General features: G+C 25.4%; 27 protein-coding genes and 1 pseudogene. 6 read left to right on the top strand and 22 right to left on the bottom strand.

The annotated features are described in order from the left end of the window. Window positions 1-5: 5 nt before the first annotated feature. The 10 genes and pseudogenes from AYC60_RS05645 to AYC60_RS05600 form a co-directional block, all read right to left on the bottom strand. Window positions 6-896, bottom strand: coding sequence for an HpyAIV family type II restriction enzyme (locus AYC60_RS05645; RefSeq protein ID WP_197416987.1), 891 nt, complete (start codon window positions 894-896; stop codon window positions 6-8). 52 nt (window positions 897-948) lie between these two features. After that, window positions 949-1,563 (bottom strand): DUF4125 family protein, encoded by a 615-nt coding sequence (locus AYC60_RS05640; RefSeq protein ID WP_067322253.1) that lies wholly within the window; start codon window positions 1,561-1,563, stop codon window positions 949-951. A gap of 8 nt (window positions 1,564-1,571) precedes the next feature. Next, the gene (locus AYC60_RS05635; protein WP_067322250.1) at window positions 1,572-3,347 is read right to left on the bottom strand and encodes a DUF4037 domain-containing protein; all 1,776 of its coding nucleotides are present in this window, start codon (window positions 3,345-3,347) and stop codon (window positions 1,572-1,574) included. 288 nt (window positions 3,348-3,635) lie between these two features. Continuing rightward, window positions 3,636-4,364, bottom strand: coding sequence for an META domain-containing protein (locus AYC60_RS05630; RefSeq protein ID WP_067322247.1), 729 nt, complete (start codon window positions 4,362-4,364; stop codon window positions 3,636-3,638). A gap of 163 nt (window positions 4,365-4,527) precedes the next feature. Next, window positions 4,528-5,310, bottom strand: coding sequence for an ABC transporter permease (locus tag AYC60_RS05625; protein WP_067322244.1), 783 nt, complete (start codon window positions 5,308-5,310; stop codon window positions 4,528-4,530). Continuing rightward, complete coding sequence (locus tag AYC60_RS05620; protein WP_067322242.1) at window positions 5,310-6,173, bottom strand: ABC transporter permease; 864 nt, start codon at window positions 6,171-6,173, stop codon at window positions 5,310-5,312. The genes AYC60_RS05625 and AYC60_RS05620 overlap by 1 nt, the downstream gene beginning before the upstream one ends. Next, window positions 6,173-7,276: an ABC transporter ATP-binding protein gene (locus AYC60_RS05615; RefSeq protein WP_067322240.1), complete on the bottom strand. Its 1,104-nt coding sequence runs from the start codon at window positions 7,274-7,276 to the stop codon at window positions 6,173-6,175. Before AYC60_RS05615 ends, AYC60_RS05620 begins: the two co-directional genes overlap by 1 nt. A 20-nt stretch (window positions 7,277-7,296) precedes the next feature. After that, window positions 7,297-8,571, bottom strand: a pseudogene (locus AYC60_RS05610) (M18 family aminopeptidase). A gap of 62 nt (window positions 8,572-8,633) precedes the next feature. Then, entirely contained in the window at window positions 8,634-10,145 is a 1,512-nt protein-coding gene (locus AYC60_RS05605) for a carboxypeptidase M32 (RefSeq protein WP_067322237.1), read from the bottom strand. 115 nt (window positions 10,146-10,260) lie between these two features. Further along, a complete protein-coding gene (locus AYC60_RS05600; protein WP_067322234.1) occupies window positions 10,261-10,626 on the bottom strand; it encodes a helix-turn-helix domain-containing protein in 366 nt (121 codons plus the stop codon). Between the two features lie 149 nt (window positions 10,627-10,775). Between AYC60_RS05600 and AYC60_RS05595 the strand changes: the two genes are divergently transcribed. Together AYC60_RS05595 and AYC60_RS05590 are read left to right on the top strand one after the other, a co-directional pair. Further along, complete coding sequence (locus AYC60_RS05595; RefSeq protein ID WP_067322231.1) at window positions 10,776-10,973, top strand: hypothetical protein; 198 nt, start codon at window positions 10,776-10,778, stop codon at window positions 10,971-10,973. 9 nt (window positions 10,974-10,982) lie between these two features. Next, on the top strand, window positions 10,983-11,204 hold the full coding sequence (locus tag AYC60_RS05590) for a hypothetical protein (protein ID WP_067322227.1): 222 nt from the start codon (window positions 10,983-10,985) through the stop codon (window positions 11,202-11,204). A gap of 39 nt (window positions 11,205-11,243) precedes the next feature. Here the strand turns inward: AYC60_RS05590 and AYC60_RS05585 are convergent, their stop codons facing one another. The 11 genes from AYC60_RS05585 to gatC form a co-directional block, all read right to left on the bottom strand. After that, window positions 11,244-11,774 carry an adenine phosphoribosyltransferase gene (locus tag AYC60_RS05585; RefSeq protein ID WP_067322224.1) on the bottom strand — a complete coding sequence of 177 codons (531 nt, stop codon included), beginning with the start codon at window positions 11,772-11,774 and terminating at the stop codon, window positions 11,244-11,246. A gap of 8 nt (window positions 11,775-11,782) precedes the next feature. Then, the gene (locus tag AYC60_RS05580) at window positions 11,783-12,979 is read right to left on the bottom strand and encodes a hemolysin family protein (RefSeq protein WP_269146652.1); all 1,197 of its coding nucleotides are present in this window, start codon (window positions 12,977-12,979) and stop codon (window positions 11,783-11,785) included. Between the two features lie 78 nt (window positions 12,980-13,057). Next, window positions 13,058-13,933, bottom strand: coding sequence for a bifunctional 5,10-methylenetetrahydrofolate dehydrogenase/5,10-methenyltetrahydrofolate cyclohydrolase (locus AYC60_RS05575; RefSeq protein ID WP_067322220.1), 876 nt, complete (start codon window positions 13,931-13,933; stop codon window positions 13,058-13,060). Further along, window positions 13,926-14,594 (bottom strand): redox-sensing transcriptional repressor Rex, encoded by a 669-nt coding sequence (locus AYC60_RS05570; RefSeq protein ID WP_067322218.1) that lies wholly within the window; start codon window positions 14,592-14,594, stop codon window positions 13,926-13,928. Before AYC60_RS05570 ends, AYC60_RS05575 begins: the two co-directional genes overlap by 8 nt. A 15-nt stretch (window positions 14,595-14,609) precedes the next feature. Further along, complete coding sequence (gene fmt / locus AYC60_RS05565) at window positions 14,610-15,536, bottom strand: methionyl-tRNA formyltransferase (protein WP_067322216.1); 927 nt, start codon at window positions 15,534-15,536, stop codon at window positions 14,610-14,612. 10 nt (window positions 15,537-15,546) lie between these two features. Then, the gene (gene def / locus AYC60_RS05560; RefSeq protein ID WP_067322213.1) at window positions 15,547-16,047 is read right to left on the bottom strand and encodes a peptide deformylase; all 501 of its coding nucleotides are present in this window, start codon (window positions 16,045-16,047) and stop codon (window positions 15,547-15,549) included. A 16-nt stretch (window positions 16,048-16,063) separates the two neighbouring features. Next, window positions 16,064-17,995 (bottom strand): replication restart helicase PriA, encoded by a 1,932-nt coding sequence (priA, locus tag AYC60_RS05555; RefSeq protein WP_067322210.1) that lies wholly within the window; start codon window positions 17,993-17,995, stop codon window positions 16,064-16,066. A gap of 16 nt (window positions 17,996-18,011) precedes the next feature. After that, window positions 18,012-20,006, bottom strand: a complete 1,995-nt coding sequence (locus AYC60_RS05550) for a penicillin-binding protein (protein WP_067322208.1) — start codon at window positions 20,004-20,006, stop codon at window positions 18,012-18,014. 8 nt (window positions 20,007-20,014) lie between these two features. Next, the gene (gene gatB / locus AYC60_RS05545) at window positions 20,015-21,442 is read right to left on the bottom strand and encodes an Asp-tRNA(Asn)/Glu-tRNA(Gln) amidotransferase subunit GatB (RefSeq protein WP_067322206.1); all 1,428 of its coding nucleotides are present in this window, start codon (window positions 21,440-21,442) and stop codon (window positions 20,015-20,017) included. Then, the gene (gene gatA / locus AYC60_RS05540) at window positions 21,429-22,868 is read right to left on the bottom strand and encodes an Asp-tRNA(Asn)/Glu-tRNA(Gln) amidotransferase subunit GatA (RefSeq protein WP_067322203.1); all 1,440 of its coding nucleotides are present in this window, start codon (window positions 22,866-22,868) and stop codon (window positions 21,429-21,431) included. The genes gatB and gatA overlap by 14 nt, the downstream gene beginning before the upstream one ends. Then, window positions 22,861-23,157, bottom strand: coding sequence for an Asp-tRNA(Asn)/Glu-tRNA(Gln) amidotransferase subunit GatC (gatC, locus tag AYC60_RS05535; protein ID WP_067322201.1), 297 nt, complete (start codon window positions 23,155-23,157; stop codon window positions 22,861-22,863). Before gatC ends, gatA begins: the two co-directional genes overlap by 8 nt. Before the next feature lie 134 nt (window positions 23,158-23,291). Here gatC and holA point away from each other — a divergent pair, with 134 nt between their 5' ends. The 4 genes from holA to AYC60_RS05515 all read left to right on the top strand — a co-directional run bounded on the left by holA (window position 23,292) and on the right by AYC60_RS05515 (window position 26,031). Then, window positions 23,292-24,179, top strand: a complete 888-nt coding sequence (gene holA / locus AYC60_RS05530) for a DNA polymerase III subunit delta (protein ID WP_067322198.1) — start codon at window positions 23,292-23,294, stop codon at window positions 24,177-24,179. Window positions 24,180-24,253: 74 nt separating this feature from the next. Further along, on the top strand, window positions 24,254-24,616 hold the full coding sequence (locus AYC60_RS05525) for a GntR family transcriptional regulator (RefSeq protein ID WP_067322197.1): 363 nt from the start codon (window positions 24,254-24,256) through the stop codon (window positions 24,614-24,616). Then, window positions 24,609-25,319 carry an ABC transporter ATP-binding protein gene (locus tag AYC60_RS05520; protein WP_067322194.1) on the top strand — a complete coding sequence of 237 codons (711 nt, stop codon included), beginning with the start codon at window positions 24,609-24,611 and terminating at the stop codon, window positions 25,317-25,319. The genes AYC60_RS05525 and AYC60_RS05520 overlap by 8 nt, the downstream gene beginning before the upstream one ends. After that, window positions 25,312-26,031 (top strand): hypothetical protein, encoded by a 720-nt coding sequence (locus tag AYC60_RS05515; RefSeq protein WP_067322191.1) that lies wholly within the window; start codon window positions 25,312-25,314, stop codon window positions 26,029-26,031. The genes AYC60_RS05520 and AYC60_RS05515 overlap by 8 nt, the downstream gene beginning before the upstream one ends. A gap of 57 nt (window positions 26,032-26,088) precedes the next feature. Here AYC60_RS05515 and AYC60_RS09115 read toward each other — a convergent pair. Then, the coding region (locus tag AYC60_RS09115; RefSeq protein WP_197416986.1) for a hypothetical protein at window positions 26,089-26,843 on the bottom strand (755 nt) is incomplete at its 5' end.

The raw sequence follows: 26,843 nt of genomic DNA, 5'->3' as shown, positions 1-26,843 counted from the left end.
TCACCTTATTTTATTAAATCAACTTCCACTTTAAATTTTTCAATTCTATTTAAATTATATCCATTTTTAAATAATAGTTTTCTTAACTCTACATAATCAGGTTTATTTGAAAATAAATTTTTATATAATCTTTTAATCTTCTTATATCTATTATTATTTTTTATTTCTTCTTTACTCATTTCACTTATTTTTTTCATAAATTTAAGTGCATTAAAAATTTCTTCACTCATATCAAAATCTGGTATACTTAAAGCTATTTCTTCTTCTAATTTAAATTTAAGTATATGTGATATAAGTTCATCCCAAACATCCAACCTATCAAATAAAAATTCGAAAATATCTTTCCCATAGAATAATTTTATTTCTGTATTATTTAAATTTATTTTTTCTATTTCCTCTTGGTAATATTTTCTATTTTTTTTCAACATATCATCAATAAACCACATACTTGCAATTATATTATTGTTTGGATACTTTTCTATTAAAGTATTAATTTTATTTATAAAGTTATTTATCTGCCCTCTTTTCTTTGTACTATCATGATCGTCTCTAACTTTTTGTTCTATTAAATATATTATTGAATTTTTATCTAAAAAAATTTGATCTGAACTAAGAAAACTTCCGTCTTCACCAAAACCAATTTTTTTTTCTAAATTATTATATCCCATAATCGAAATATAGTCTGTAATAATATCCTCCAAAAAATCCCCAAATTTTATTTCATTACTCTGTGTGACATTCTGAATTAATTTAGTCTCTGCACTACTAATTCTGAAATTCCCAATATATCTTTTGGGATTATCTAAAGTGTTTATTAGTAGTTCATTGTAAAATTCTTGATTTTTTTTAATTTTATTTTCTAATTTTAGTTTAAAAATTTCATAATTAATCAACATGTCAATCACCTTTATTTATTAATTTTATTGTATTATTTTAACATATTTCATATTAAATTACAAGCGACACTTCTACTGCTTCTATAGATTCAAATCCTTTCATTTTTACAACTTCACTATGTGTTTCATAAATTAAATTTATTCCTTTTTTAACACAATCTTCTATATAATCTGAGTAAAAAAGTATTGTTTTAAGTGAATAACTACAAAGTTCTCCTCTTAAATACGTTTGAACTGAAGCTCTTTCAGGTTGATCCCCTTCACTTCTTAAAGGTCTACATAGTTTAGAGAATTTAGGGAATTTTGCCTCAAATTCATCTCCCCATGCAAGATATGTTTTTTCTATTTTTTTTATCAATACTTCTACACCCGGTGATAATGCAGGAAGCAAATCTTTTACACCTTCAAATTCTTCAGGAGCTGAAAATTCCATCATTCTTATATATTTTTCTTCAAGTAAATTTCTACCTATTTCTTCTGCTTTTTTTAAATCTATTAAGTAACTTTGTAATATATTTATAGGCAAATTATCCCATTGTCCTTTTCTCATAACTATAAATTCAGGTTTATTATTTTGACATTCTGCAGGTCCTCCTGTATTCTTAAGAACAGTAAACATTTCCCATTCTCTGTCTATAATCTCTTTTATCAAATCATTTCTTTCCATAACTTCTCCTAATCTTCAAAAGGTGTCCATAATTTTAAAAATTCATCATCTATATTTTTTTGTATATATGCAGCATGATTTACCATAAAATATCCTTTTTCTTTACTAAGTCCTTGTTTTTTAATTTCTTCTACAAGGAAATAGCATATTTCTTCAATTCTATTAGACATTTGATGCTTATCAAGTACTGTATTGTCAATCAATTCAAGTATTCTTTTTTCCATATCTTTACCTAAAATAGGTAAATCTTTAAGACCACGAGATGACCATTTATAGAAAGGCATATATTTAGAATTTAATAAGTATACTAAATGTATTACATTTTCTATAAATACACTTTTAGCCATATTAGCAGCTATCTTATCCTCTCTTTTCATTAATCTTAAATAGTTATATTGTCCACTTTGTGCAATACGTGTACATACTGTAGCTATCTTATTTTCTCTAATTATATTTGGATAATATATTAAAGTTTGAATTATAGATGTAAATTCATCATTACCTGCATAAAATATTTCTCCACTAGTTAATGCAAACAACGCATATTCTGGTATTTTTCTATAATCTTCTATAGTTAAGTTTGCTTCTTCTTTACCTATAAATTTATATAAATAATCTCCTATTTTTTTTACTCCACGTCTTTCAGCAATAACATCATTATTAACATGTTTTATTCCTAAAAATTCCTGAGGTAGAGATAGTAAAATGTCTTCTAATTCCTTAGAATATTTTTCATAATCTTCATTATTTAATAATAATAAGGGCATAAAAGTATAATCATGATCTTTTGAATATTCATCATCATATCCTATTACTTCTGAACCTTCACCAATAAGGCCTATGGTAATCTTACTTAATAGTTCCTCATTTTTCTCTTTAATTTTTGGTAATATATATTTCTTAGTATATTCTCTAGAAATATCAATAAGTTTTGAATCACTAGTAACTTCTATATCAACTTCTTTTTGTGTTTTCTTAATCAAATCTCTTATATATTCAACATTAGATAAAAGATTTTGATAATTTAAACTATTTTCTCCAAAAGATTTTTTTGTAATATCTAATGCAGTTTCAAATATATTTAAAGCACTAACAAAATCTCCTTCTTCAAATTTAAGTATAGCCTTATTATTTAATGCTGCTCCATACATAGAATGATTCTTACCTAAAGTAGCTGCATAAATTTCTAAAGCATTTTCTAAATTTGAATATGCCTTTTTCATTTCTCCTATTTCTTTATATGGCATAACTAGATTATTATATGTAGTTGCAAGTTCAACTAAATGTTCTGGCATATCAACTAATATATTTAAACTTTTTTCATGATAAGATATAGCTTCACTAACCCTTGATGTATTTTGATAAAAAATACCAATGTTATTACAAAGTCCAGCATAAATATATTCTTTTTGCATCTTGTTTTCATCAAAAACAGATAAAACTTCTAAATATATTTTTTCTATTTTATCTAAATCTCCTCTAAATCTATATACTTCAGCTATATTTAAAAGAGAGGTACCATAAGCAACCGATCTTCTACCCTCTCTTTTTTCTATTAAAGAAAGTGCTTCTTCTAAGCTTTTTATACCTAATTCATATTCTCCTATATATTTAGCAGAACCACCTAATTCATTAAGATAATATATATACTCATTTGACATTTCACCATAAAAATCTTTAGCCATCTTAACTATTTCACGTAAAATTTTAACTTCAGACACACCGTCTGATTTTCTTTGAAATTCTTTTCTTTCATTAATCAATTCATCAAATTTATTAACCATATCTACATCCTTTAAGTTGATTTATTTAAATTATACCATAGATTAATGTAAAAAAATAGGAAAAACATTGAATTGTAAATTAAAAAATGATATATATTAAATATATATTTTTTCAAAGGAGTAAACATGAAAGAACACAAAGATTTAATTATTTTCATCACTTTTTTAATAGTACTTAATGGACTTCCATTAATATTTCCAATTTTCAAAAAAATAATTTATAGATTTATATTATTAATAATTGTAATTGTCTTATATTTATTAATAAAATAAAATAGTACCTAGGTACTATTTTACTTCATTAAATATTAATTTTTGATTATCTTTAGTATAAAGAGTTAATTTGTTATTTTCATATTCAATTCCTATCACATTATTTAACATAGCTAGGTATTTAAATTCAAGATCCATTGTTTTTTGATCTCCAGCCATTAATGTTGAACCTATAGTTTGTAATATTAATACATTATCTTCAATTTCATATGTTGTAAAATAGTTATTTACACCACTTTTTCCAAATACATTATCATCTTTAAACCCTATAGTAATTTCTGCACCTGAAAATTCAGGATTTATTAATTTAAAACTTTTATTTTCTAAAACATCATCATCTATTTCTTTAGTATAAATAAGTTTCATTCCATTTTGTGATTCAAGCACTAATTTTTCTCCTTCTTTACTAATATGTTTATTAGTTTGTAAAGCATTTAAATATTCTGTTTCTAATTCCATATCCTTTGGATCTCCAGCCATTCTTGTAATACCTAAGCCATCTACTATCAACTTGTTATTTTCCACCTTATATTCTGCAAAAAAATTGTTTACTGAACTTTTACCTGATAGTTTTTTATTTTCAAACTCTAAAGTCATTCCTTTACCTAAAGCATTTATTTTATCATTTTCTGTATATTGTATGCTCTCAAGTACGAAGTCTTTATCCTCAACTTCTAAAGTTTTTATACTACTACAAGCAAAAAGCGTTGTTATTGATAATACTGTTAACATAATTTTCTTCATAAAATTCCCTCCATATTTTGTATAAGATTATTATACTAAATGAAAAAATTATTTACAATATGGTTATGGATATTCTAAGGGAATTGTTATATAAAACAAAAAGTGAAGTTTAGAAATAAAGAACTCTCTTCACTGTTTAAACAATAAAGAGAGTATTAAATATTTAACTCAACATATATTTTTGTAATTTTCTTGACGAAAGTGCTAGAACTAAAGTTCCTAGTATTAATATAGTTGACAATGCATTAATAGTTGGACTTACACCAAATTTAAGCATTGAATATATTTGTATTGGTAAAGTATCAGAATTTGTACCTGTAACAAAACTTGTAATTACGAAATCATCAAGTGATAATGTTAGAGACATTAAAAAGGCTGATATTATACCTGGAACCATGGTAGGTAATATTACTTTATTTAAAGTTTGAAACTCTGTTGCACCTAGATCTCTTGACGCTTCTACTATAGAAAAATCAAATTCAGATAATCTAGACATTAATATAAATAGAGAAAAAGGTATATTAAATGTCGTATGTGCAATAAATATTGTAAACATACCTAAAGGTATTTTAGCAAAATTCATATTAAAGAATAAAAGTAATGAAACCCCTATTATTAAATCTGGTATTACTAAAGGAATATAGTTTAATACCTTAACATATGATTTAACTTTAAAGTTATACCATTTTATACCTATTGCACCAAGTATTGCAATAGCAACAGAAACTGCAGAAGAAGATATTGCAATAATTATACTTCTTCCAAAAGCTTGCCACAGTCTTGGTGATTTTGTAAATAAATCTATATACCATCTTAATGAAAAAGATTTAAATTCATAACCTTTACTTGAATTAAAAGATAATAATATTAACATTATTATTGGTAAATAGAAAAAAATCATTACTAATACGAAAAAGAATAAAGAAAATCTTCTTTTTTCATTCATTATTCATCACCATCCTTATCTGCTTTTATTCCTATCCATACAAATACTGAAGTAATAAGTATAAATAGAGTAGAAATAGCCGATGCTGATGGCCAATCTCTTAAACTAAACATTCTTGTAGCTATAATATTCCCAAGCATTATTCCATCTGTTCCTCCAACTAAATCTGGTACTGCATATGATCCTATTGCAGGTACAAATGTTAATACTAAAGCTGTTATTATTCCATTTTTTATTCCTGGTAAAAATATCTTCATATGTGCAGTAAAATTACTTGCACCTAAATCCCTTGCTGCATCTATCAGTGAAAAATCGAATTTTTCTATAGCTGTATATAGCGGTAATATAGCATAAGGTAAGAATATATATACAGAAATAATAATTACAGCATTTCTATTGTATAATAAATCTAAAGGTTTATCTAAGAAAAATATTTTAACTAAAAATCTATTTAATATTCCATTATTACCTATAAGGGCAACTATAGAAAATATTCTTACTAAAAAGTTAGTCCAAAATGGTATTACAACTAATAATAACCATAGGTTTTTTCTCTTTGAACGAGAAATAAAGTATGCAGTTGGTATTGCAATAAGTATAGTTATAATAGTAATAATTACAGATAAATTTAGTGTTTTTAAAACTATTTTAAATATATCTTGTGATGCAAATATATCTTTATATGCCTTTAAGGTAAAATTAGTATAACTAGAAATACCTCCATAAGCACCTTTTTTTAAGAAACTAAAATATACTATTATTGCAGTAGGAATTGCAAAAAATATGCTCATCCATATAGTTATTGGCAAAAAATATAGATATCTTAGTGTAGATTTTTCTTGTAGTATGTCTTTACGTGCCATTAGAACACCTCCACTAGATATGCATCTTCATAATTCCAGTAGAAATACACCTTTTCTTTCCATTCAAATAGTTCTTCTTCTTCTAAAAATTCCCTATGTTGATCAAATGCTCTAATTATTCTATTTGAACCTTCAACTTTTATAAATAGTTTTGATTGGAACCCTGAATAAATAACTTCATCAACTACCCCTCTAAGTACCTTATATTTAGGATTTTCACGAGGAACTTTTACATCAACCTTTATTTTTTCTGGTCTTAAAGTTAATTTAACTTTATCTCCTACTTTTACTGGTTTATCAAGTTCAACTTTAAATTCTCCTATTTCATCTGAAATAGCTAAAGCATAATTTTCAAATACTTCTGTAATTTCTCCAGTTAAGAAATTTGTTTCACCTATAAAGTCAGCTATAAATTCATCATTTGGTTTTTCATATATTTCATTAGGAGTTCCTACTTGTAAAATATCACCTTTATTCATTACAGCTATTCTATCTGAAACTGAAAGTGCTTCTTCTTGATCATGAGTTACAAACACGAATGTTATTCCAACTTCATCATGTATAGTATCAAGTTCAATTAAAAGTTTTTGTCTTAATTTTGCATCTAATGCTGAAAGTGGCTCATCTAATAATAATACGTCAGGTTTACCTATTAAGGCTCTTGCTATTGCAACCCTTTGTTTTTGTCCCCCAGAAAGATTTTCAGGCATTTTATTTTTATGTTCTAATAAACCTACTAAATCTAAATATTTATTTACTTCTTTTTCTATTTCTTCTTTTGAAATACCTTTTAGTTTTAAAGGAAATGCAACATTATCAAATACTGACATAGTTGGAAATAGGGCATAATTTTGAAATACCGTATTAACATTTCTTTTTTCAGGAGGTAATTTATCAATTCTTTCATTATTTACTATTATCTCTCCGCTATCTGGATATATGAATCCAGCTATCATTCTCAAAAGTGTAGTTTTTCCACATCCACTTGGTCCAAGTATAGAGAAAAATTCTCCCTTTTTAATTTCTAAACTTACATCTTTTAATATTTTATCTCCCCCAAAACTTTTTGAGACATTTTTTATTATTATATCATTTCTTTCCAATTATCGTTCTCCTTTACATATTAATTTTTACTGAAAAATTCTTTAGCTAATTCTTTAAGATAAAATAAATCATGTACTCCACATAATTCTCTTACCGAATGCATAGCTAACATTGGTACACCTAAATCTATTGAATCTATATCTAAGTGTGTTGACGATATTGGTCCTATAGTTGAACCTCCAACTTCATTTGATTGATTTACAAAAAATTGTATTTTAATATCAGTACCTTCTATAATTTGTTTTACAACAGATATGGAGAAACCATCTGATGTATATCTTTGATTTGCACTTATTTTTATTTGAACTCCATCATTAAGTTTTCCTAGATTTGTAGGATCACTTTTACCTAAGTATGCAGGATGTGCTGCATGTGCACCATCTGCTGAAAGTATAAATGATGAAGAAAGCATAGTTAAGAATGTATTTCTATCCATTCCTAAAGAATAAATTATTCTTTCTAATACATTAGATAAATAATTAGAATCTGCTCCTTGTTTAGTAGCTGAACCTATTTCTTCATTATCAAATCCTACAAATACATTAATCTGGTTATCAGCATTTTCAGCTTCAACAAGTCCTAATAATCCAGAATATACAGAAACTAAATTATCAAGTTTAGGAGCTGAAATAAATTCTTGATTTAAACCTACTAAACTACCTTTTTCTGTTGCATAAACATAAAGATCAAAATCTAATATATCTTCTTTCTTTATTTTGCATTTTTCAGAAATTAAGTTTAATAAGAATTCATCTTTTTCAAAACTTTCATTTACTAAACCTACTATAGGTAAAGTATCATTTTGTCTATCTATTTTAACTCCGTTATTAACTTCTCTATTTTGATGTATAGCTAAATTAGGTATAGTAAGTATAGGTTCATCTATTTTAATTTTCATAGTTTTAGGCCTGAAAATATCATTAGTTCTTACTACTACTCTACCTGCTATAGATAAAGGTCTATCAAACTAAGTATTTAATATAGGTCCTCCATAAACTTCTGTATTTAATCTTATTACACCATTTACTGTCATAACAGGATTAGGTTTGATTCTAAATCCTGGAGAATCTGTATGAGAGCCAAATATTTTAAATCCTTTACTTACATCTAGTTTTTCACCTATAGTAAATGCAACTATAGTTGAATTTGATCTTTTGACAAAATATTTTCCACCTTTTTTTAATTCCCATTTTTCTGTAGGCTCAAGTCTTTCAAAACTATTTTCTGTAAGTATAGTAGAACAATTACCTACAACATGATATGTACTAGGTGAATCATCTATAAATTCTATCATTTCTCTTGCAAAACTTTTAATTTCTAAATCGTGAAACTCATCTTTTAACTTTTTATTATTCATTATTTCACCTCTACACCATAAATCTTAGCAAATTTATTTTTTAAATAATCTACATAATATTTAGAATTAAATTCTTCTCCCGTTGCATTTAAAATTACATCTTTAGGATCTTTAAATGATCCAAACTGATGAATTTTTTCTTTTAGCCAATTATTTATGTTTTCAAAATTACTATCTGCTAAATCTTTATTTATATCTACATCTTTTTCCATGGCTTTATATATTTGTGCTGAGTATGCAGAACCTAAAGCATAAGATGAGAAATATCCAAATGAACCTTGAGACCAATGTACATCTTGTAATATTCCTTCAGAATAAGTCTTAGGTCTTACACCTAAATATTCTTCATATTTATCTGCCCATTTTTTAGCAATTTCTTCTGCATTTTCCATTTTTTCTAAATCACTAAATATTTCTTTTTCTAATTCATATCTTATCATTACATGTATAGGATAAGTTAATTCATCAGCTTCTACTCTTATTAATGAAGTATTTACTTCATTTAATAGTAATTTAAATTCATCTAAAGTAATTTCAACACCAAAGTATTTATCTAATAAGTCATATATTACTTTAGTGAAGCTATCATTTTTACAGAACATGTTTTCAAAAATTCTTGATTGAGATTCATGTATACCCATAGATACTCCATTTCCTAGGAAATTATCTTGATATTCATCTGAGATTTGTTGCTCATAAAGTGCATGTCCTGTTTCATGTATAGTAGAGTAAATTGCAGAAAGCGGATCATTTTCATAATAATGTGTTGTTATTCTTACATCTTTATTACTAGTACTTGTAGTAAATGGATGTTCACTTTCTTTTATAACTCCTGAATTATAGTCATATTTTAATATTTCAGAGATTTCTTTTGATAATTCTTTTTGCTTATCTATAGGATAAGGTTTAGATAAAAATCTAGCTTTAATATCTTTTAATTCTTCTCTTTTCTTTGTTATTACTTCTTTAATAAAAGGTGTTAATTCATCTTTTATATTTTTGAAGAATTCATCAACTATTTCTACTGTTAATTCATTTTCATAATCACTTAATAATAGATTATATGGATGTCCTTCATAACCTCTATATTTAATAAAATCTTTATTATATTTTATTACTTCTTCTAGATAAGGAGCATAAATTTCTAAATTATTAGTTCTCTTTGCTTCTCCCCATTTTTGTGTAGACATAGTTCCAAGTTCTGAATATTTAGAATAAACATCTACTGGTATTTTACTCATCTTATCAAATATATTTTTTCTTAAATTTAATATTAGTTTTTTATCAATTTCATTTAGTGTATTAATATCTACACCATATACTATATCTCTTACTTCATCATTAACTAAAGTTAAATAAGAAAGCTCAGACAGAGCTCCTAAAGTTTTAGATATACTTAATGCAGCATTTACAGGGGCTTCAGTCTCTAAATCCCAAGATAAAATAGTCATAGCATGTTGATAAGCTCTATTCTTTTCTAATATTTCTTTTAATCTAATTAATTTATCCATTAAATCACCTTCTCCTTTTCATTATTCTATCATTTAATTATACCTTTTTTTATATTTTTTTTCAATAAAAATATAAAAAGTCTTAAAAGCTAATAATACCTTTTAAGACTTTATTTTATTTATCAAATTTTGATTTATAGAACATCTCATTCATTACTTCTATTAATTTCTTTTTGTCTTCTTCATCTACACTTTTATCATCAAAAAATAATGTTGCTTTTTTAACTAAATCATTCAATTCTACAAATTCTTCAATTTTAGCACCTGCTAAATTCATTATATTTATTTTATCTAAAGAATAAACTTCACAAAGTCCAGCTAAAACTTTTATTGGTGTTTTAGAACTTTCACCATCTTCTATTCTTTTAATATTAGTATGTGCATAGCTTATTCCTTTTTCATTTAATTTACTCTCAACTTCCCTTAATGAGTACCCTTTTCTTTCTCTAGCATTTTTTAAAGTTTGACCTAAATCCATCATAAACTTCCCTCCAAGCTTTAATTATATAACACATTATAGCATTACAGTTAAAAAAAAGCAACATTTTTTTTATTTTTTATTTTTTTTGTTGCAATTTTAAAACAAATATGGTATATTAGTGTTATAAAAATAAAACAATGGAGGAAATTATGATTACAGCAATTATTAATAAAATTAGAACAGAAGAAATTTTAGAAAGAATACTAAACATTTTCCCTTTTACATTTTTATTAAATTTAGTACCTTTCTTTATAATTGATTTATCTTTTACGGGTATTTTCTTTTTATTATTTATATTCATATTACAATATTACGCTTTATATAAAACATCTCAATTAGTTGATTAAAGGTTAGTTTTGATTATAATACCTGTAAAAATATCCAAAGATAATGATAAGATTATTAAGGCTTATCTAAAAATACACAATTTAGATTTTGAAAAATTCATAAAAGACTTGATTATAAAAAAAATAAAAAAGGAAAATATTATAGAAGAAAAATTCATACTTGAAAAAATAGAAAATAATAAGAAAAATAGAATTTATACTTATCTTGATTTAATTGATAAAATAGAATAAAAGAGTTTGCTTTATCTAATAAAACAAACTCTTTTTTATTTAAAATTGTAATATCGTATATACGTCTTTTCCTTTTAGTACATCTCTTCCTTTTAAATCAGATAATTCTATTAAAAATGCTAATTCATAAACTTTAGCTCCAAGCTCTTCTACTAAGTCTACCATAGCTTTAGCAGTTCCACCTGTTGCTAACAAATCATCAACTATTAATACTTTAGCATCTTTTTCAAATGCATCTTTATGAATCTCTATTGCATTTTTACCGTATTCTAATGAATATTCTGCTCTAACAGTTTCTGCTGGTAATTTGCCTGATTTTCTAGCTGGAACAAATCCTGCTCCTATGTTATATGCTATTGCTGCTCCAAATATAAATCCTCTTGCATCTGCTCCTAATACATAGTCTATACCTTTATTCTTATATCTATTCGTAAAATCATCAATAATAAGTTTTAAACCTTCCTTATCTTTTAAAGCCGTAGTAATGTCTCTAAAAATTATACCTGGTTCAGGAAAATCAGGTATGCTTCTGATCATTTCGTCTAATTTTTGAATTTGTAATTTTTCCATCATATCTCCTATCTTTTAATAATAAGTTTTACTTTTTCTATTTTCTTATTATCAACTTTTAATACTTGTATAATATATCCATCATTTATAACCTTATCATTTTCATTTGCTACTCTCTCAAGTTTATATTGTATATATCCTGAAATAGTATCATATTCTTCAGATTCTTCAATAGATAGTCCATATTTTTCATTTATTTCATCAACTAATGTTTCACCTAATAGTTCATAAACATTTTCTGATATAGATTTAAAGTTTTCCTCCTCTATATCATATTCATCTCTAATTTCTCCAACTATTTCTTCTAGTAAATCTTCTATAGTTATTAATCCTAAAGTACCTCCATATTCATCAATTATTATTGCCATATGTTGTTGTTTCTGTCTAAAGAATTCTAACATATATGTTAAGGTTACTGTTTCTGGAACATATACTATATTTTTCATCAGTTCTTTTAATTTAATTTTTCTATCCTTAAATTTAAGTAAATCTTTAGTATACATTACTCCACATATATCATCTATACTTTCATTATATAATGGTATACGTGAAAATTCATGTTCTATAATATCATTCCATACTTCTTCTAATGTCTCTTCTTTATCATAAGCTATAATAGATGTTCTTGGAGTCATTATTTCTTTTACCGTAGTATCTGTAAATGTAAAAATACTATGTATCATTTCTTTTTCTTCTTTTTCTACTTCATTATTATTTGCATAGTTAATAATATTTCTAATATCCTCTTCAGTAATATCTCTTTCATTTACATCATCACCATCATTAAAAATATTATTGAATTTTTTATATAAAAATTCAACTATTAATACTATAGGGAATATTAATAGAGATAATACATCTATAAAATCTATAGTAAATAATAATGTTTTATATATATTTTTTTTTGCAATCACTTTAACAAAAGTTTGTAATAATATTAAAATGATAACAGATAATACGAATGAGAAAATATTCGATTTAAAATACATTGCAAAATTAAAATTAAATATCTTTAAATAGATTGCTATTAATAAAAGATTCATGATATTTGATGTAACTTTATATCTTATTAATCCATTCAAAAATTTAGCAACTTTATTTTTATTTTCTTCTTCTGTTTCTTTTAAATAATTTTTTTCTATATAATTTATATACATAAAACTTGTGTCAAATGCGCCCAATATATAATAAAATATTAAATTAATTAAAAGAGCAATTATTATATTAATACTTATCTTAATACATCTCCTTTTTAGAAAACTTTCTAAACTAATTTTATCATATCACATATTTTTTTTCAATTGTATATTATTAAGTTCAAAAGCTCTTATAGTATTTTTTATTAACGAATATATAGTCATAGGACCAACACCACCAGGTACTGGTGATATGTATGATAATCTAGAATTATTGTACACATCTTCAAAATCCACATCACCTGATAATTTTCCTTCAAATTCAGAAATACCTACATCTATAATTACAGCACCCTCTTTAATACAATCAGATTTTATTAATCTTGGAACACCTGTCGCACTGATTAAAATATCTGCCTGTTTTACTTTATGAAACAAATCTTTAGTTTTACTGTTACATACCTGTACTGTTGCACCCTCATTTATTAACATTAAAGCCATAGGTTTACCAACTATATTAGATCTTCCTATGATTACTATATCCTTACCCCCCACATTAATTTTATAGAATTTAAGGAGTTCCATTATACCCTGAGGTGTACATGAATATATACCTTTATCATTAAATAATAAATTGCCTACATTTTCAGGATGAAATCCATCTACATCTTTATCAGGATTAATCTCTGACATAATTTTTATATAGTTAATATGTGATGGCAGTGGTAACTGTACTAATATACCATCTATATTTTTATTTTCATTTAGTTTTCTAATTTCTATTATCAATTCTTCTTCTGTAATATTTTCGTCAAATGTAAAAGTTTCTTGATAAATTCCAATTTCATTACATTTTTTAGTCTTAGTGTTAAGATAAATTGTAGAAGCTTTATCATTACCTACTTTTATGAAAGCTAGTCCTGCCTTTCTACCTACTATCTTAACTAATTCTTCATACTTAAACTTTAATTTTTCATACAGTATATTCGATACATATCTACCATCTAATATACTTTTAGTCAAAATTAATTCCTCCTCTTAATTCTGGATTAATTCTCCAGAAATTTAATTCTTTTAATTTAGCTGAAATATCAGCATTTACTACAGCTGTATTCGAATTTAATTCTAATTTAGATGCTGTCATGTTTAGTATAGCTTCAACTCCTGAATGTATTAATTGATTAGCTACAACTTGTGCATATTCAGCATTTATAGCTAAAATAACTGTATGTACTTTATTTTTTTCAATATATTCTAAGCATTTAGAAGCATCACTAACTTTTATATTTAAATTAGGTATTTCTTTTCCTATCTTTCTTGAATCTTTATCAAAAACTGCAGTTAATTTAAATCCCTTGCCTAAAACATTAGTATTACAAGCTATCATTTTACCAACATGTCCATAACCAATTAATATAACTTCATTTTCTTTATCTATTCCTAAAATAGATTCTATTTCTCTAATTAATGCACTAACACTATATCCTTTACCTCTTACTCCAAATTCACCGAAAGTAGATAAGTCTTTTCTTACTTGTACAGCAGTAGTATTCATTCTTTGTGCTAATTCAATAGAATTAATTTCTGGTTGTACCTTTTCTAAGTCTTTTAATATACCCAAATAAAGGGCAAGTCTTGCTACTATACGTCCTGAAACATCTTTGGGACTGTATTTTTTTGTCATTAATATTCCTCCTTCTTATTTCAACACATCTAATTTATTTATTTGTCTTCCATTAATAAAATCTAATGAACTTTGTTTCTTTTTACCTTCTAATTTCAATTCTTTTATTATTATTGCACCATCTCCCGTTTTTACTACTATTCCTTCTTTAGTTAAATCAATTACAGTACCTGGTTCTTCATCTCCAATATATTGAGTAATATCTGAAGCATATAGTTTTAACACCTTACCATTTAAAGTTGTATAAGCCTCTGGGAATGGATTTAATCCTCTTATTTTATTAAATATACTTAAACTATCTTTGCTAAAATCTACCTTAGTTTCTTCTTTTTTTATTGGTTTAACAAATGTTGCTAAACTATGATCTTGTTTTGTAGCTTTAACTGTTCCATTTTTCATCATTTCAACTGCTTGTTTTACACCCTCTGCACCTAAAACTTTTAATCTATCATGTAAAGTACCTAAATTATCTTCTTTTTTAATTTCAGTTTCTAAAGTACAGATTACATCACCTTCATCAAGTTTTTCATCTATGTACATTATTGAAACTCCAGTTTTTTCATCACCATTTAATATAGCTGCATGTATAGGGGCAGCTCCTCTGTATTTAGGCAATAAAGAAGAGTGGACATTAATTATTCCATATTTTGGTAAATCTATAATATTTTTAGGTATTATCATTCCATATGCTACAACTATAATTAAATCTGCATTATATTCTTTTAATAGTTCATAAACATCATCTGTTCTAAGACTCTTAGGTTGGACTATCTCTATATTGTTATCTAATGCATATTGTTTAACTGGAGAAAAAATTATTTTATTTCCACGTGCATTTACCTTATCCACTTTTGTAAATACAGCTAATAAATCTGTATTTTCATGTATGTATTTTAATGTATCTAAGGCAAAGTCTGGTGTACCCATAAAAATTGTTCTCATTAAATCACCTCTAAAATTCTCTTGGTCTACTATTTTTTTTCATTAATTCTAATTTTTTTCTTATAAGATTTCTACTCATAGGACTTATTTTATCTATAAATAAAACTCCTTCTAAATGATCAAATTCATGTTGAAAAGCACGAGAAGGTACATCATTTAGTTCTTTTTCTATTAAATTACCATTTTCATCTTGGTATCTAACTAAAATAGTATCAGGTCTTAATACCTTCTTATATATACCTGGTATACTTAAACATCCTTCTTCAAATTCGACTATATCATCACCAAATTTTATTATTTCTGGATTAACTACTTTATATATTTCATCTTCAATTTCAAGTACAAAAAATCTCTTATCTATACCAACTTGGTTGGCAGCAAGTCCTATCCCTTTTGCACTTCTCATAGTTTCTACCATTTCATCTAAAGTTTTTCTTAATTCATCATTAAATTCTGTTACATTTTCAGATTTTTTTCTTAAAATAGGTGCTTCATATACATATATTTTCATATTATCACTACTCTTTCTAATATAGGGTTATAGGGTCTACATCTACTAAAACTCTTGTTGTACTTGTGCTTAATGATTTAATTTTAATTAATAGTTTTTTATTTAAATCAATCTCTGCCTTGTTAGTTTTAATAAATATATTGTATCTATAATCATCATTTAATTTATATATAGGTGCTTTCTCTATATGAGATATATTTTCAAAATTACCTAATAATTCTTCATATATTTCACTAATTTTCTTATATGATCTTGCTTCCTTCTTATCAGATACTATTATCTTTATCATCCTACTAAATGGAGGCAAATTCAAAAATCTCCTTAATTCTAAATCATATTGAAAATATTCATCAAAATTATTTGAGACTATTGATTGTATTAATTTAGAATCAGGAACATAACTTTGTAGAATTACTTTACCTTTTTTATCTCCTCTACCTGCTCTACCAGCTGATTGTGTTACAAGTTGAAAAGTTTTCTCCCCAACTCTAAAATCACTTAAAGATAATATTTGATCAGTATTTATAACTCCAACTAAAGTTACATTAGGAAAATGAAATCCCTTTGCAAGAATTTGAGTACCTATAGCAATTTGATATTTATTTTCACTAAATTCCTTATATGCCTTATCAAAATCTTTTTGACTAGTCATAGTACTTGAATCCATTCTTAAAATATTTTCATTTCCAAAAAGGTTAGCTAATTCTTCTTCAATTTTTTCTATACCTATACCTAAGTATTCTAACTTCTCGCTCTTACAATTAGGACAAACATCATACATTTTTCTCCTATATTCACAGTGAGAACATTCTAAAATATTTTTTGACTTAGAATATCTTAGATTAAGACTACATCTAGGACAAGAAATTTTCGTAGAACAATCTTTACATTTTACTAATACTGAGTGAGACTTTCTATTTAATATTAATATTACCTGTTCTCCCTTTGATATTACCTCTTTAATATTTAATAATAGTTTTTCAGATAATAGTGATTTCTCATTTGATAAATCTACTATTTCTATATCTGGTAATTCAGAATTATTATACCTATTATTAATCTTTACTAATTTAAAAAAGTTATTTTTTGCAAGATAATAGCTTTCAAATGAAGGAGTTGCGCTACCTAAAACAACCTTAGCTCCTTCTTCCATAGCTCTTTTTATAGCTACATTTCTTGCATGATATCTAGCATTATCCTCTTGCTTATATGCATTTTCATGTTCTTCATCTATTATTATATATCCTAAATTCTTAACAGGAGCAAATAATGCAGACCTTGTTCCTAATATTACTTTCACATTACCTGAGTATATATTATACCATTCTTTAAGCTTATTTGTACTAGTCATTTTACTATGTACTAGACTTACATTATCTCCAAAAACTTTTTTTATACGTTTTACCATTTGAGAACTTAAAGATATTTCAGGTAAAAGAAATATACTTGATTTATCTTTCATTAATGCTTCTTCTATTAATTTAATATATATTTCAGTTTTTCCACTTCCTGTAATACCATATAAAAGGAAATGTTTTTCATCACTATTTACAATTTCATCAAATGCTTTTTGTTGATCTTTATTTAATATTGCATCATTTTTTATTATAGTTTCTTTTTTCTCTATTTCTTCTAATTTTTTCTTACTCATTTTTTCATAAGGACCTAATAATTTAAAACTAGCATGAAAATCTGTAATATAGTATGAATTAATAAATTTTGCTATTTTCAATATACTTTCTGGAACATCAACTATATCGTCTAAACATCTATTTATTTTTTTTATTTTGAAGTTTCCTATTTCTTCTTTTTTACTTTCTCTAATTACTACTCCAACTACATCCTTATTTTTAAAATTGATTTCAACAAAAGAACCAATAGTTAGAGGGAAATCTGATTCATAAGTATATGTATTTATGTGTTTTTTAACATATATTTGATAAAACATTTTTCCCCCTTTCTAATTATTCTAAATTTAATCTAATTCTATCTCCAGGTTTAATTTTTGTTCCAGCTTCTGGATATTGTTTTACTACTTTTCCATTTCCACTCATAGAAACTGAATATTTATCTATTCCTAGTTCTAAAAGATTTTTCTTAGTAATACCTATTAAATTTGGCATAATATTTGCATTCAATTCTTTTTCTATTTCTTTAATTTTTTTATTTCTATTTTCTTTATTTTCAACTACTTCAACTTCGGATACATTTTGAACAATTTGTTCACTAGGTAAAATATTTTTGTATTTAATTATTTTATCTAAGATATCTTTAGCTAAAGGTAGTGCAACTGATGCTCCATAATATGCTCCGTGTGGTTCATCCACTGTAATTAATATACTGTATTTAGGATTATCAGCAGGGAAGAATGTAAAGAATGAAGAGAAATATTTTCCAGCTTCATAACCATTTGGTCCGGCTTTTTGTGCAGTACCTGTTTTACCACCTATTCTATAACCTTCAAGTTGTATTCCACGTCCAGTTCCACTTGAAACAACTTCTTCAAGTATATTTCTTATCTTAGAACTTACATTATCATTTAATATTTTCCCTTTATTTTGTATCTCATATTCTTTAACTATATTACCTTCACTATCTACAATTTTTTCAACTAATTGTGGTTTAATTAAATTTCCACCATTAATAGTTGAATTTAATGCTACAAGCATTTGTAATTGTGTCATATTTATACCTTGTCCGAAAGATACATTTGATCTTCTAACTTCTGTAAATTCTTTAGGTGTCATAAGTGCAGTTGCAGTTTCATAAGAAGTATCTATACCCGTTTTCTTACCTAGTCCAAATTTTGGTAAATAGTTATAGAAAGTATCAGACTTCATCATTTGTGAAATTTTAACTAGACCTACGTTTCCTGAATGTACCATAATCTTTGATACAGGTAAAGTACCCTTAGTACTATCGTCATGATCTCTTATTATTCTATTTTTAACTTTAATATATCCATCAGAATGTATTAAAGTATTTTCATTTATTATCCCTTCGTTCATAGCCATAGCTACAGTAAGTGGTTTAAATATTGAACCTGGCTCAAATAGTGATGTGATATTATGGTTTTTAATCTCAGCCTTATTAGCAGCCTTAGGATATGAACTCATAGCTACTATTTTACCAGTATCACTTTCCATTACTATACCCATAGTAGTTGAAGCTTCAAATTTCTCATGCGCATCTTTTAATATATCATCTAAAGAATACTGTAATAGCGAGTCTATAGTTAGTATTACATCATTACCATCTACTGCTTTTTTTACTATTTTTTCATCTATTAAGTATGGTAAAGTATATTCAGCATATTTTTCTGAAAATGGTGCAGTACCTGTAGATAATCCATTTTCACCTTTAAGCATGTCCTCATACTTATGTTCTATTCCATATACACCCTTATCTTCTTTATTTAAAAAACCAACTATAGTTTCAAATACAGAGTTATTTACATATTCTCTTTTGAACTTTTTAGTAAAGTAAACAAATTTAGAAAGTAATTTACCATCTTTTTTCTTTTCACTAATTAGTTTATTAATTTCATCTTTTTGATCTACCGTTATTAATATATCTTTAAACTCATAATATTTCTTATTTTTTTCCTTTAATTCTAATATTTTATTTACAGTCTCATCAACTTTAACATTAGATATTACACTATTTACTATATTTACAAAAGTATGTATTTCTTCTTTATCATTTAGTAATGTAGGATCTATAACTATGCCTTGATATTCCAAATCTAGTGCTAATTCTAAATCATCACTAGTAAATATAGAACCACGTTTAGCTTTTAATTCTTTTTTATATGATCTAATTTTACTTATGTCATTAAATTTAAAGTCCTTATGTAATATTTGGAAAAAGAATAATTTTAATATTATTGCTATTAAAACTATTATCAAAGTTCCATAATATATTAACTTTCTATTTCTTTCTTTATTTAAAATACTCATAATTTACCCTATTTCATATTTTTTATTAATAAATCTTGTACAAGTTTTGGATTAGCCTTACCTTTTGATATCTTCATAGCCTGTCCCATAAGAGCTTTAATAGCTCTATCTTTACCATTTAGGTAATCTTGTACTGATTCTGGATTTTCTTGTATTACTTGTTTTACAATATTTTCAATTTCCCCTTCATCAGATATTTGTAACATACCTTTTTCTTTTACTATTTCATTTGGATCTTTTTCTTCATTTAGCATAATTTCAAATACTTCTTTTGCAATTTTTGAACTAATAGTTCCTTGTTTTACAAGTATTATTAATTTACCTAAATTTTCACTACTAATACTAAATTTCTCTATAGTAATATATTGTTCTTTTAATACTCTTAAAACCTCAGTTAACATCCAGTTAGTAGAAAGTTTAGGTTCACCAGATATTTTAACTAATTCTTCAAAATAGTTTGCAAGCTCTATTGATGTTACTAAATTACCTGCATCAACTTCTGACATATTGTAATCTTTAATAAATCTAGAAAGCTTTTCATCAGCAAATTCTGGCATTTCTTCCTTTAGATTATTAATTCTATCTTCTGTAATTATTACAGGAGGTAAATCTGGTTCTGGAAAGTATCTATAATCCATAGCTTCTTCCTTGTTTCTCATAGGTCTTGTAATACCTTTTTCATCATCCCAAAGTCTGGTTTCCTGTACTACTCTTTCACCTTTTTCTATTAATTCCATTTGTCTGTTTGCTTCATATTCTATAGCTCTAACAACAGCTTTAAATGAATTTAAATTTTTTGTTTCTGTTCTAGTTCCAAGTTTATCTGAATCTTTTTCTTTAATAGATACGTTGGCATCACATCTAAGTGAACCAAGTTCCATACTAACATCACTTACTCCTGTATATTTTATTCTTTCTTTTAATGTATTTAAATATACATAAGCATCTTGAGGATTAGTAATACAAGGCTTAGTTACTATTTCTATTAATGGTATACTCGCTCTATTAAAGTTTAGTATAGATTCGTGTTTTGTATGTATACTTTTAGCAGTATCTTCTTCTATTTGTATTCTTTCTATTAATACTTTTACATCCTTATCATTTCTTTTAAATTCTAAATATCCATTTTCTGCATAAGGTTTAAAATATTGTGTAATTTGGTAATTTTTAGGTGAATCTGGATAGAAATAATTTTTTCTATCAAAATAGCTAACCTTATTTATATCACAATTTAAAGCAAGTGCAGCTTTAATTGCGTAATCTAATACATCTTCATTTAATCTAGGAAGAGCACCTGGTTGCCCTGTTGAAACTGGTGAAATACAAGTATTAGGATCTTTTTCATCATAATTTGCATCTGCATCACACCAAATTTTTGTTTTAGTTTTTAATTGGCAGTGAACTTCTAGACCTATTACTATATCATACTCTTTCATATTCTATTTTTCCTCTTTCCATTTCATATTTATGCGAAACATTTAATAATAAATCTTCTCTGAAATAATTTGAAATAATTTGCATACCTACAGGTAATCCATCTACAAAACCAACTGGAACAGAAATAGCTGGTAATCCTGCTAAAGAAACTGAAACAGTATAAATATCTGATAAATACATTTCTATAGGATTGTTTGATTTTTCACCTTTTTTAAATGCTGTGGTAGGTGTAGTAGGTGTAATTATTACATCAACACTTTCTAAAGCTTTTTGATAATCATTTTTTATAAGTCTTCTTACCTGAGATGCTTTTTTGTAGTAAGCATCATAAAATCCTGAACTTAAAACATATGAACCTATCATTATTCTTCTTTTAACTTCCTTACCAAATCCTTCAGTTCTTGATTTTACATAAACATCTTCTATATTATCTGCATCTGCCCTATATCCATAACGGACTCCATCATATCTTGAAAGATTAGATGATGCTTCTGCTGATGAAATAATATAGTAAGTTGGAATAGAATATTTAGCATAATCTAGGCTAATATCAACTATAGTTGCTCCCAATCCTACTAAAACCTCTAAAGCTTTTTGAGTAGATTCTTTAATTTCTATTGATAAACCTTCATAAAACTTCTTATCTATACCTATTCTTAATCCGTTTATATCTTTATCTAATAATTTAGAGTATTCAGGTACAGGTACATCTGCAGTAGTTGGATCGTAAATATCTTCCCCTGCAATTATTTCTAATGTTTTTGCAACATCTTCAGAATTTCTTGCTATTATTCCTATTTGATCTAAAGATGATCCAAATGCCATTAAACCATATCTAGATACTCTACCATATGTAGGTTTTAAACCTACTGTACCTGTTAATGCTGCAGGTTGTCTTACAGAACCACCTGTGTCTGTACCTAAAGCTATAGGTACTTGAAGTGCAGCTACAGCTGCAGCAGATCCTCCACTAGAACCCCCAGGAACTCTATCTAAATCCCAAGGATTAGATACTGGTTTGATCCCAGAATTTTCATTGGAAGATCCCATGGCAAATTCATCCATATTAGCTTTACCAACTAATACAACATTTGCTTCTTTCAACTTTTTTACTACAGTCGCATCATAAGTCCCATAATATCCATCAAGAATTTTAGATGCTGAAGTAGTAAGCTCATCTAAAGATACTATATTATCTTTTAAGGCTATAGGTACTCCATGTAACGAACTAGTTTTTTCACTTTGATCTGCCTTTTGGGCTGATTTAAGTGCATTTTCTCTATTCACAGATGAAAAAGCACCTATTTTATCCTCTACTTCATCTATTCTATCTAAAATAGCTTGAGTAGCTTCTTTTGAAGTTAATTTACCTTCTTGTATTAATTTTGCTATTTCTGTAGCACTTAAAGTATATATTTTATTCATCCCCATCACCTACAATTACAGGTAAAGCAACAAAGTTATCATCACTTTTTGGAGCATTTTTTAAAAATCTTACTTTATCCATTTCTGTTTTTGGTTCATGTCTATATATTTTACCTTCATTTTCTAATATATTGTATAAAGGTTCTACATTTTCTAAATTTAATTCATTTAAATTTTCCATATACTTAAATATATCATTTAAGTCTTTTTGGAAAGATTCTAATTCATTTTCTTGAAATGATAATTTAGATAGTTTAGCTAATTTAACTACTTCTTCTTTAGTAACCATTTTCAACCTACTTTCTTGATACTTATTTATTTTCATCTACTTAAAATAATATCATATTTCGGTTGTTTTTTCAATTATTTTTGGTCTTTCAAGCTAACTATTTTTATGATATAATTAGGTATGTGGAGGTAATTATGAATTATTTTATTACAGGTCAAAGTTCAAGAAAAATTTATATAGATAAAATATTAAATGATAGTAGTAAAAACAAACTATTTTTTGATGAGAATACAGTTTCTTCTTTTCTTAGTGAATTAAATGCCGGTTCCCTTTTTAGTGAACCAACTATATTAATACTTAAAAATGCTAATAAGATTAAGGACATTAATAATGTAATTAAAAATGTCAATGCTAATAATTTTAATAATAAAGATGTTATTATAGATTTTGAGACTAATAAGGAAAACAAAAAAATAAAGGATAGCCTAATAAATTTTGAAATATATGAAGTATATGATGAAAAGAAAAACAAAAACTTATTAATTAAATATATACAAGAAAATTTAAAATGTAATCATATGGATGCTAATAATCTATTAGATATTATAGGTAATGATTATTATGCTTTAAAAAATGAAGTTAGTAAAATAGTAAATTATCTTAATGGTGATAACTTTTCATTTAATGATGTAAAACCTATTTTATCAAAAAACACTAATTTTTTTATTTTTAATCTTACAGAAGATATTTTAAATAAAAAGAATATAGAATTCCCTCTAAAAGAACATATGGCTCTTTTAGCATCTTTAACCAATGATCTTGAGATACTATATAAGCTTAGCACATTAGGTATAGATAGAATTAGTTATGATAATTTTAAAAACAATTATTCTAATCATATTCTTTTTGAAAACTATAGTCCATATTATGTTTTCAAAAAAATTCAGTTTTTAAAAAACTATAATTCTAAAAGAATATTAGAATTATTAAATCTTTCTTTTGAAACAGATAATAAGATAAAAAGTGGTCTTCTACCATTAGAAGATGGCGTAGAAACCTTCATTTTAGAACTATTAAAGTAGCATTGCTACTTTTTTTGTTGACAAAAAATTAATTATAGTGTATTATATAACTATAACAGTAGGGAGGTGCTTATATGGAATTTGATAATAAATATCCAATATATAGACAATTATTTGAAATGCTATTATCTGATATAATAAACGGAAAATTAAAACCAGGCGATAAATTTATTTCTATCAGAGAAGCTTCAAGTAAATATAATTTAAATCCAAATACAGTTACAAACGCTTTTAAAGAATTAGAATTACATAAAATTGCTGTAACTAAAAGGGGATTAGGAACTTTTGTAACAGAAGATACAGAAGTATTAAATAATTTAACAAAAAAACATTCAGAAAAAATAGTGGATGATTTTCTATCAAAAATGTATTCTTTAGGATACAAAAAAGATGAAATAATAAGTATAATACATGAAAGGGGAGAAAAAAATGAATAACGTATTAGAAATTAAAAATTTAAATAAAAAATTTAAAAACAAACTTGTACTTGATAATTTAAATTTAACATTAAAAGAAAATAAAATCGTTGGAATACTTGGGCCTAATGGTAGTGGTAAGACTACTCTACTTAAAATTATAGCAGGGCTATCTAAAGAAAATAGTGGTGAAATATTAATTAAAGGTATGAAGCCTTCAACAAAAACTAAAGCTATAGTAAGCTACTTATCTGATAAAAACTTTATAGATAACTCACTAAAAGTATATCAAGCTATAAATTTATATAATGATTTTTTTGATTTTGATTTAAATAAAGCAATTAGATTATTAGGTGAAATGAAACTTGATAGTAATGTTGAAATAGCTTCACTATCTAAAGGAATGAAAGAAAAACTATTCTTAATATTAACATTATCAAGAAATGCAAAAATATTTATTTTAGATGAACCTATTGCTGGAGTAGATGTGATTACTCGTGATCAAATACTAAATTTAATAATAGATAATGTTTTAGAAAATTCAACTATCATAGTTACAACACATCTAATAAGAGATATAGAAAGAATATTTGATGAAGTAGCTTTCTTAAAAGATGGTAAAATAGACAAGGTTCATTCTGTAGATGAACTAAGAGAAAATCTTGGCTTAACTATAGAAGATTTATACAAAGAAACATTCGGAGAAGGTGATATAAATGCTTAAATTTTTAAAATATGAATTCAAAAGAAATTGGAGATTTAATATTCTAGTATCAATAACTTTATTAATTTTAGTTATTATTTCAAATTTATTATATAATACACCAGAAGATGATTATATATTTTTCAAAATTTTAACTGCTCTTAGTACTTCAGTTACATCATTTTCAATAATGTACTATTACATTAAAAATTTTTCAAAAGACTTATACTCAGATACAGGTTATTTAACTTTTTCATTACCTATATCTGGTTATACATATTTCTGGGGTAAAGTAATATTTTATTTATTATTTTCAATTGCACTATTACCAATGACAATATTAACAGCAATAATGCAGGGCCAATTTGATGATATTATACTACTAATAAAAAAATTTCCTTCTTTATTTACAAATGAAAGACTACTTTTAGGGATTATTCTATTAATACTAATTATAGTATATGTAACTGTTATATTGTATACTAGCATTACATTAATACATTATTTATCTAAATCTAAAAACACATATTTTTTATGGGTATTGATATTTGTATCTATAATGGTCTTATCATTTTATGCTTTGTTTAAAATAAATATTTTAATTTATCCTTTTAACGATGCTGAACCCTCTATTTCAGTTTTACTATTAAATGTATTTATACTTTCATTTTATAACTTAGTATTCGGAACTTTAGCAGGATATTTAATAGATAAAAAACTTGAATTACAATAAAAAATGGGCTGTAATCACTAAAATAGTGTATTACAGCTTTTTTTTGAATATTTTCTATTATTTTACTATATCAAACTTCAAAGCAAAAAGTGCTCTAAATCTTTTATTGTATTCTAAAGACGAATCTATATTTAATCTTGATATGTCTAAATTTATTCCAAATTTTAACCTAGGATTAAATGACCTATAGTCTGTATCAAATCCTATCTTTGAATAAAGTTTTTTATACTTTAAGTTTATATCTAAACTAGTATCTATTTCTTTATTCTCTATAATATTTCTAACACTTAATACATCTCTATATCCATAATCTAAATTAAAGGATGGTATATATCTTCCATTTTCTATCTTATTATTTAATTTTAATGATAGTTTATGGTCTTCTTTAATCCTACTATCTAACCCTATGCTAAAATTATGTATACTATCTCTTCTACTTAATACATCTTCTACATATGATCTTCTATCTATATATGAATATGAACTAATTAAATCTATAAATTTATTTAGCTTTCTATCAACCTTTATTTCATATCTATTACTTAGTCCCGATATATCATAGATATTTTCATTATCTGTAATTATACTTCTTAAATATCTTGTATTACTATATTTTAGATATATCTTATTATTCTTTATTGGAAATGATAAATTAATATCTAAATTCTCATTTCTTCTAGACCTTCTTTTATCAGATACTTCTTCTAACTCTTCTCCAGGAAGTAATTCATCTACACTCTTAACTGCTTTTCTATTTGGTAGTATAGGTCTTACAAAAATATATGATTTATCTAGTTTTTCATTTAATATTA

The organism is Streptobacillus felis (assembly GCF_001559775.1).
Classification (GTDB): Bacteria; Fusobacteriota; Fusobacteriia; order Fusobacteriales; family Leptotrichiaceae; genus Streptobacillus; species Streptobacillus felis.
Note: the sequence above shows the minus strand (reverse complement) of the source record. Positions and strands in the feature narration are given on the sequence as shown.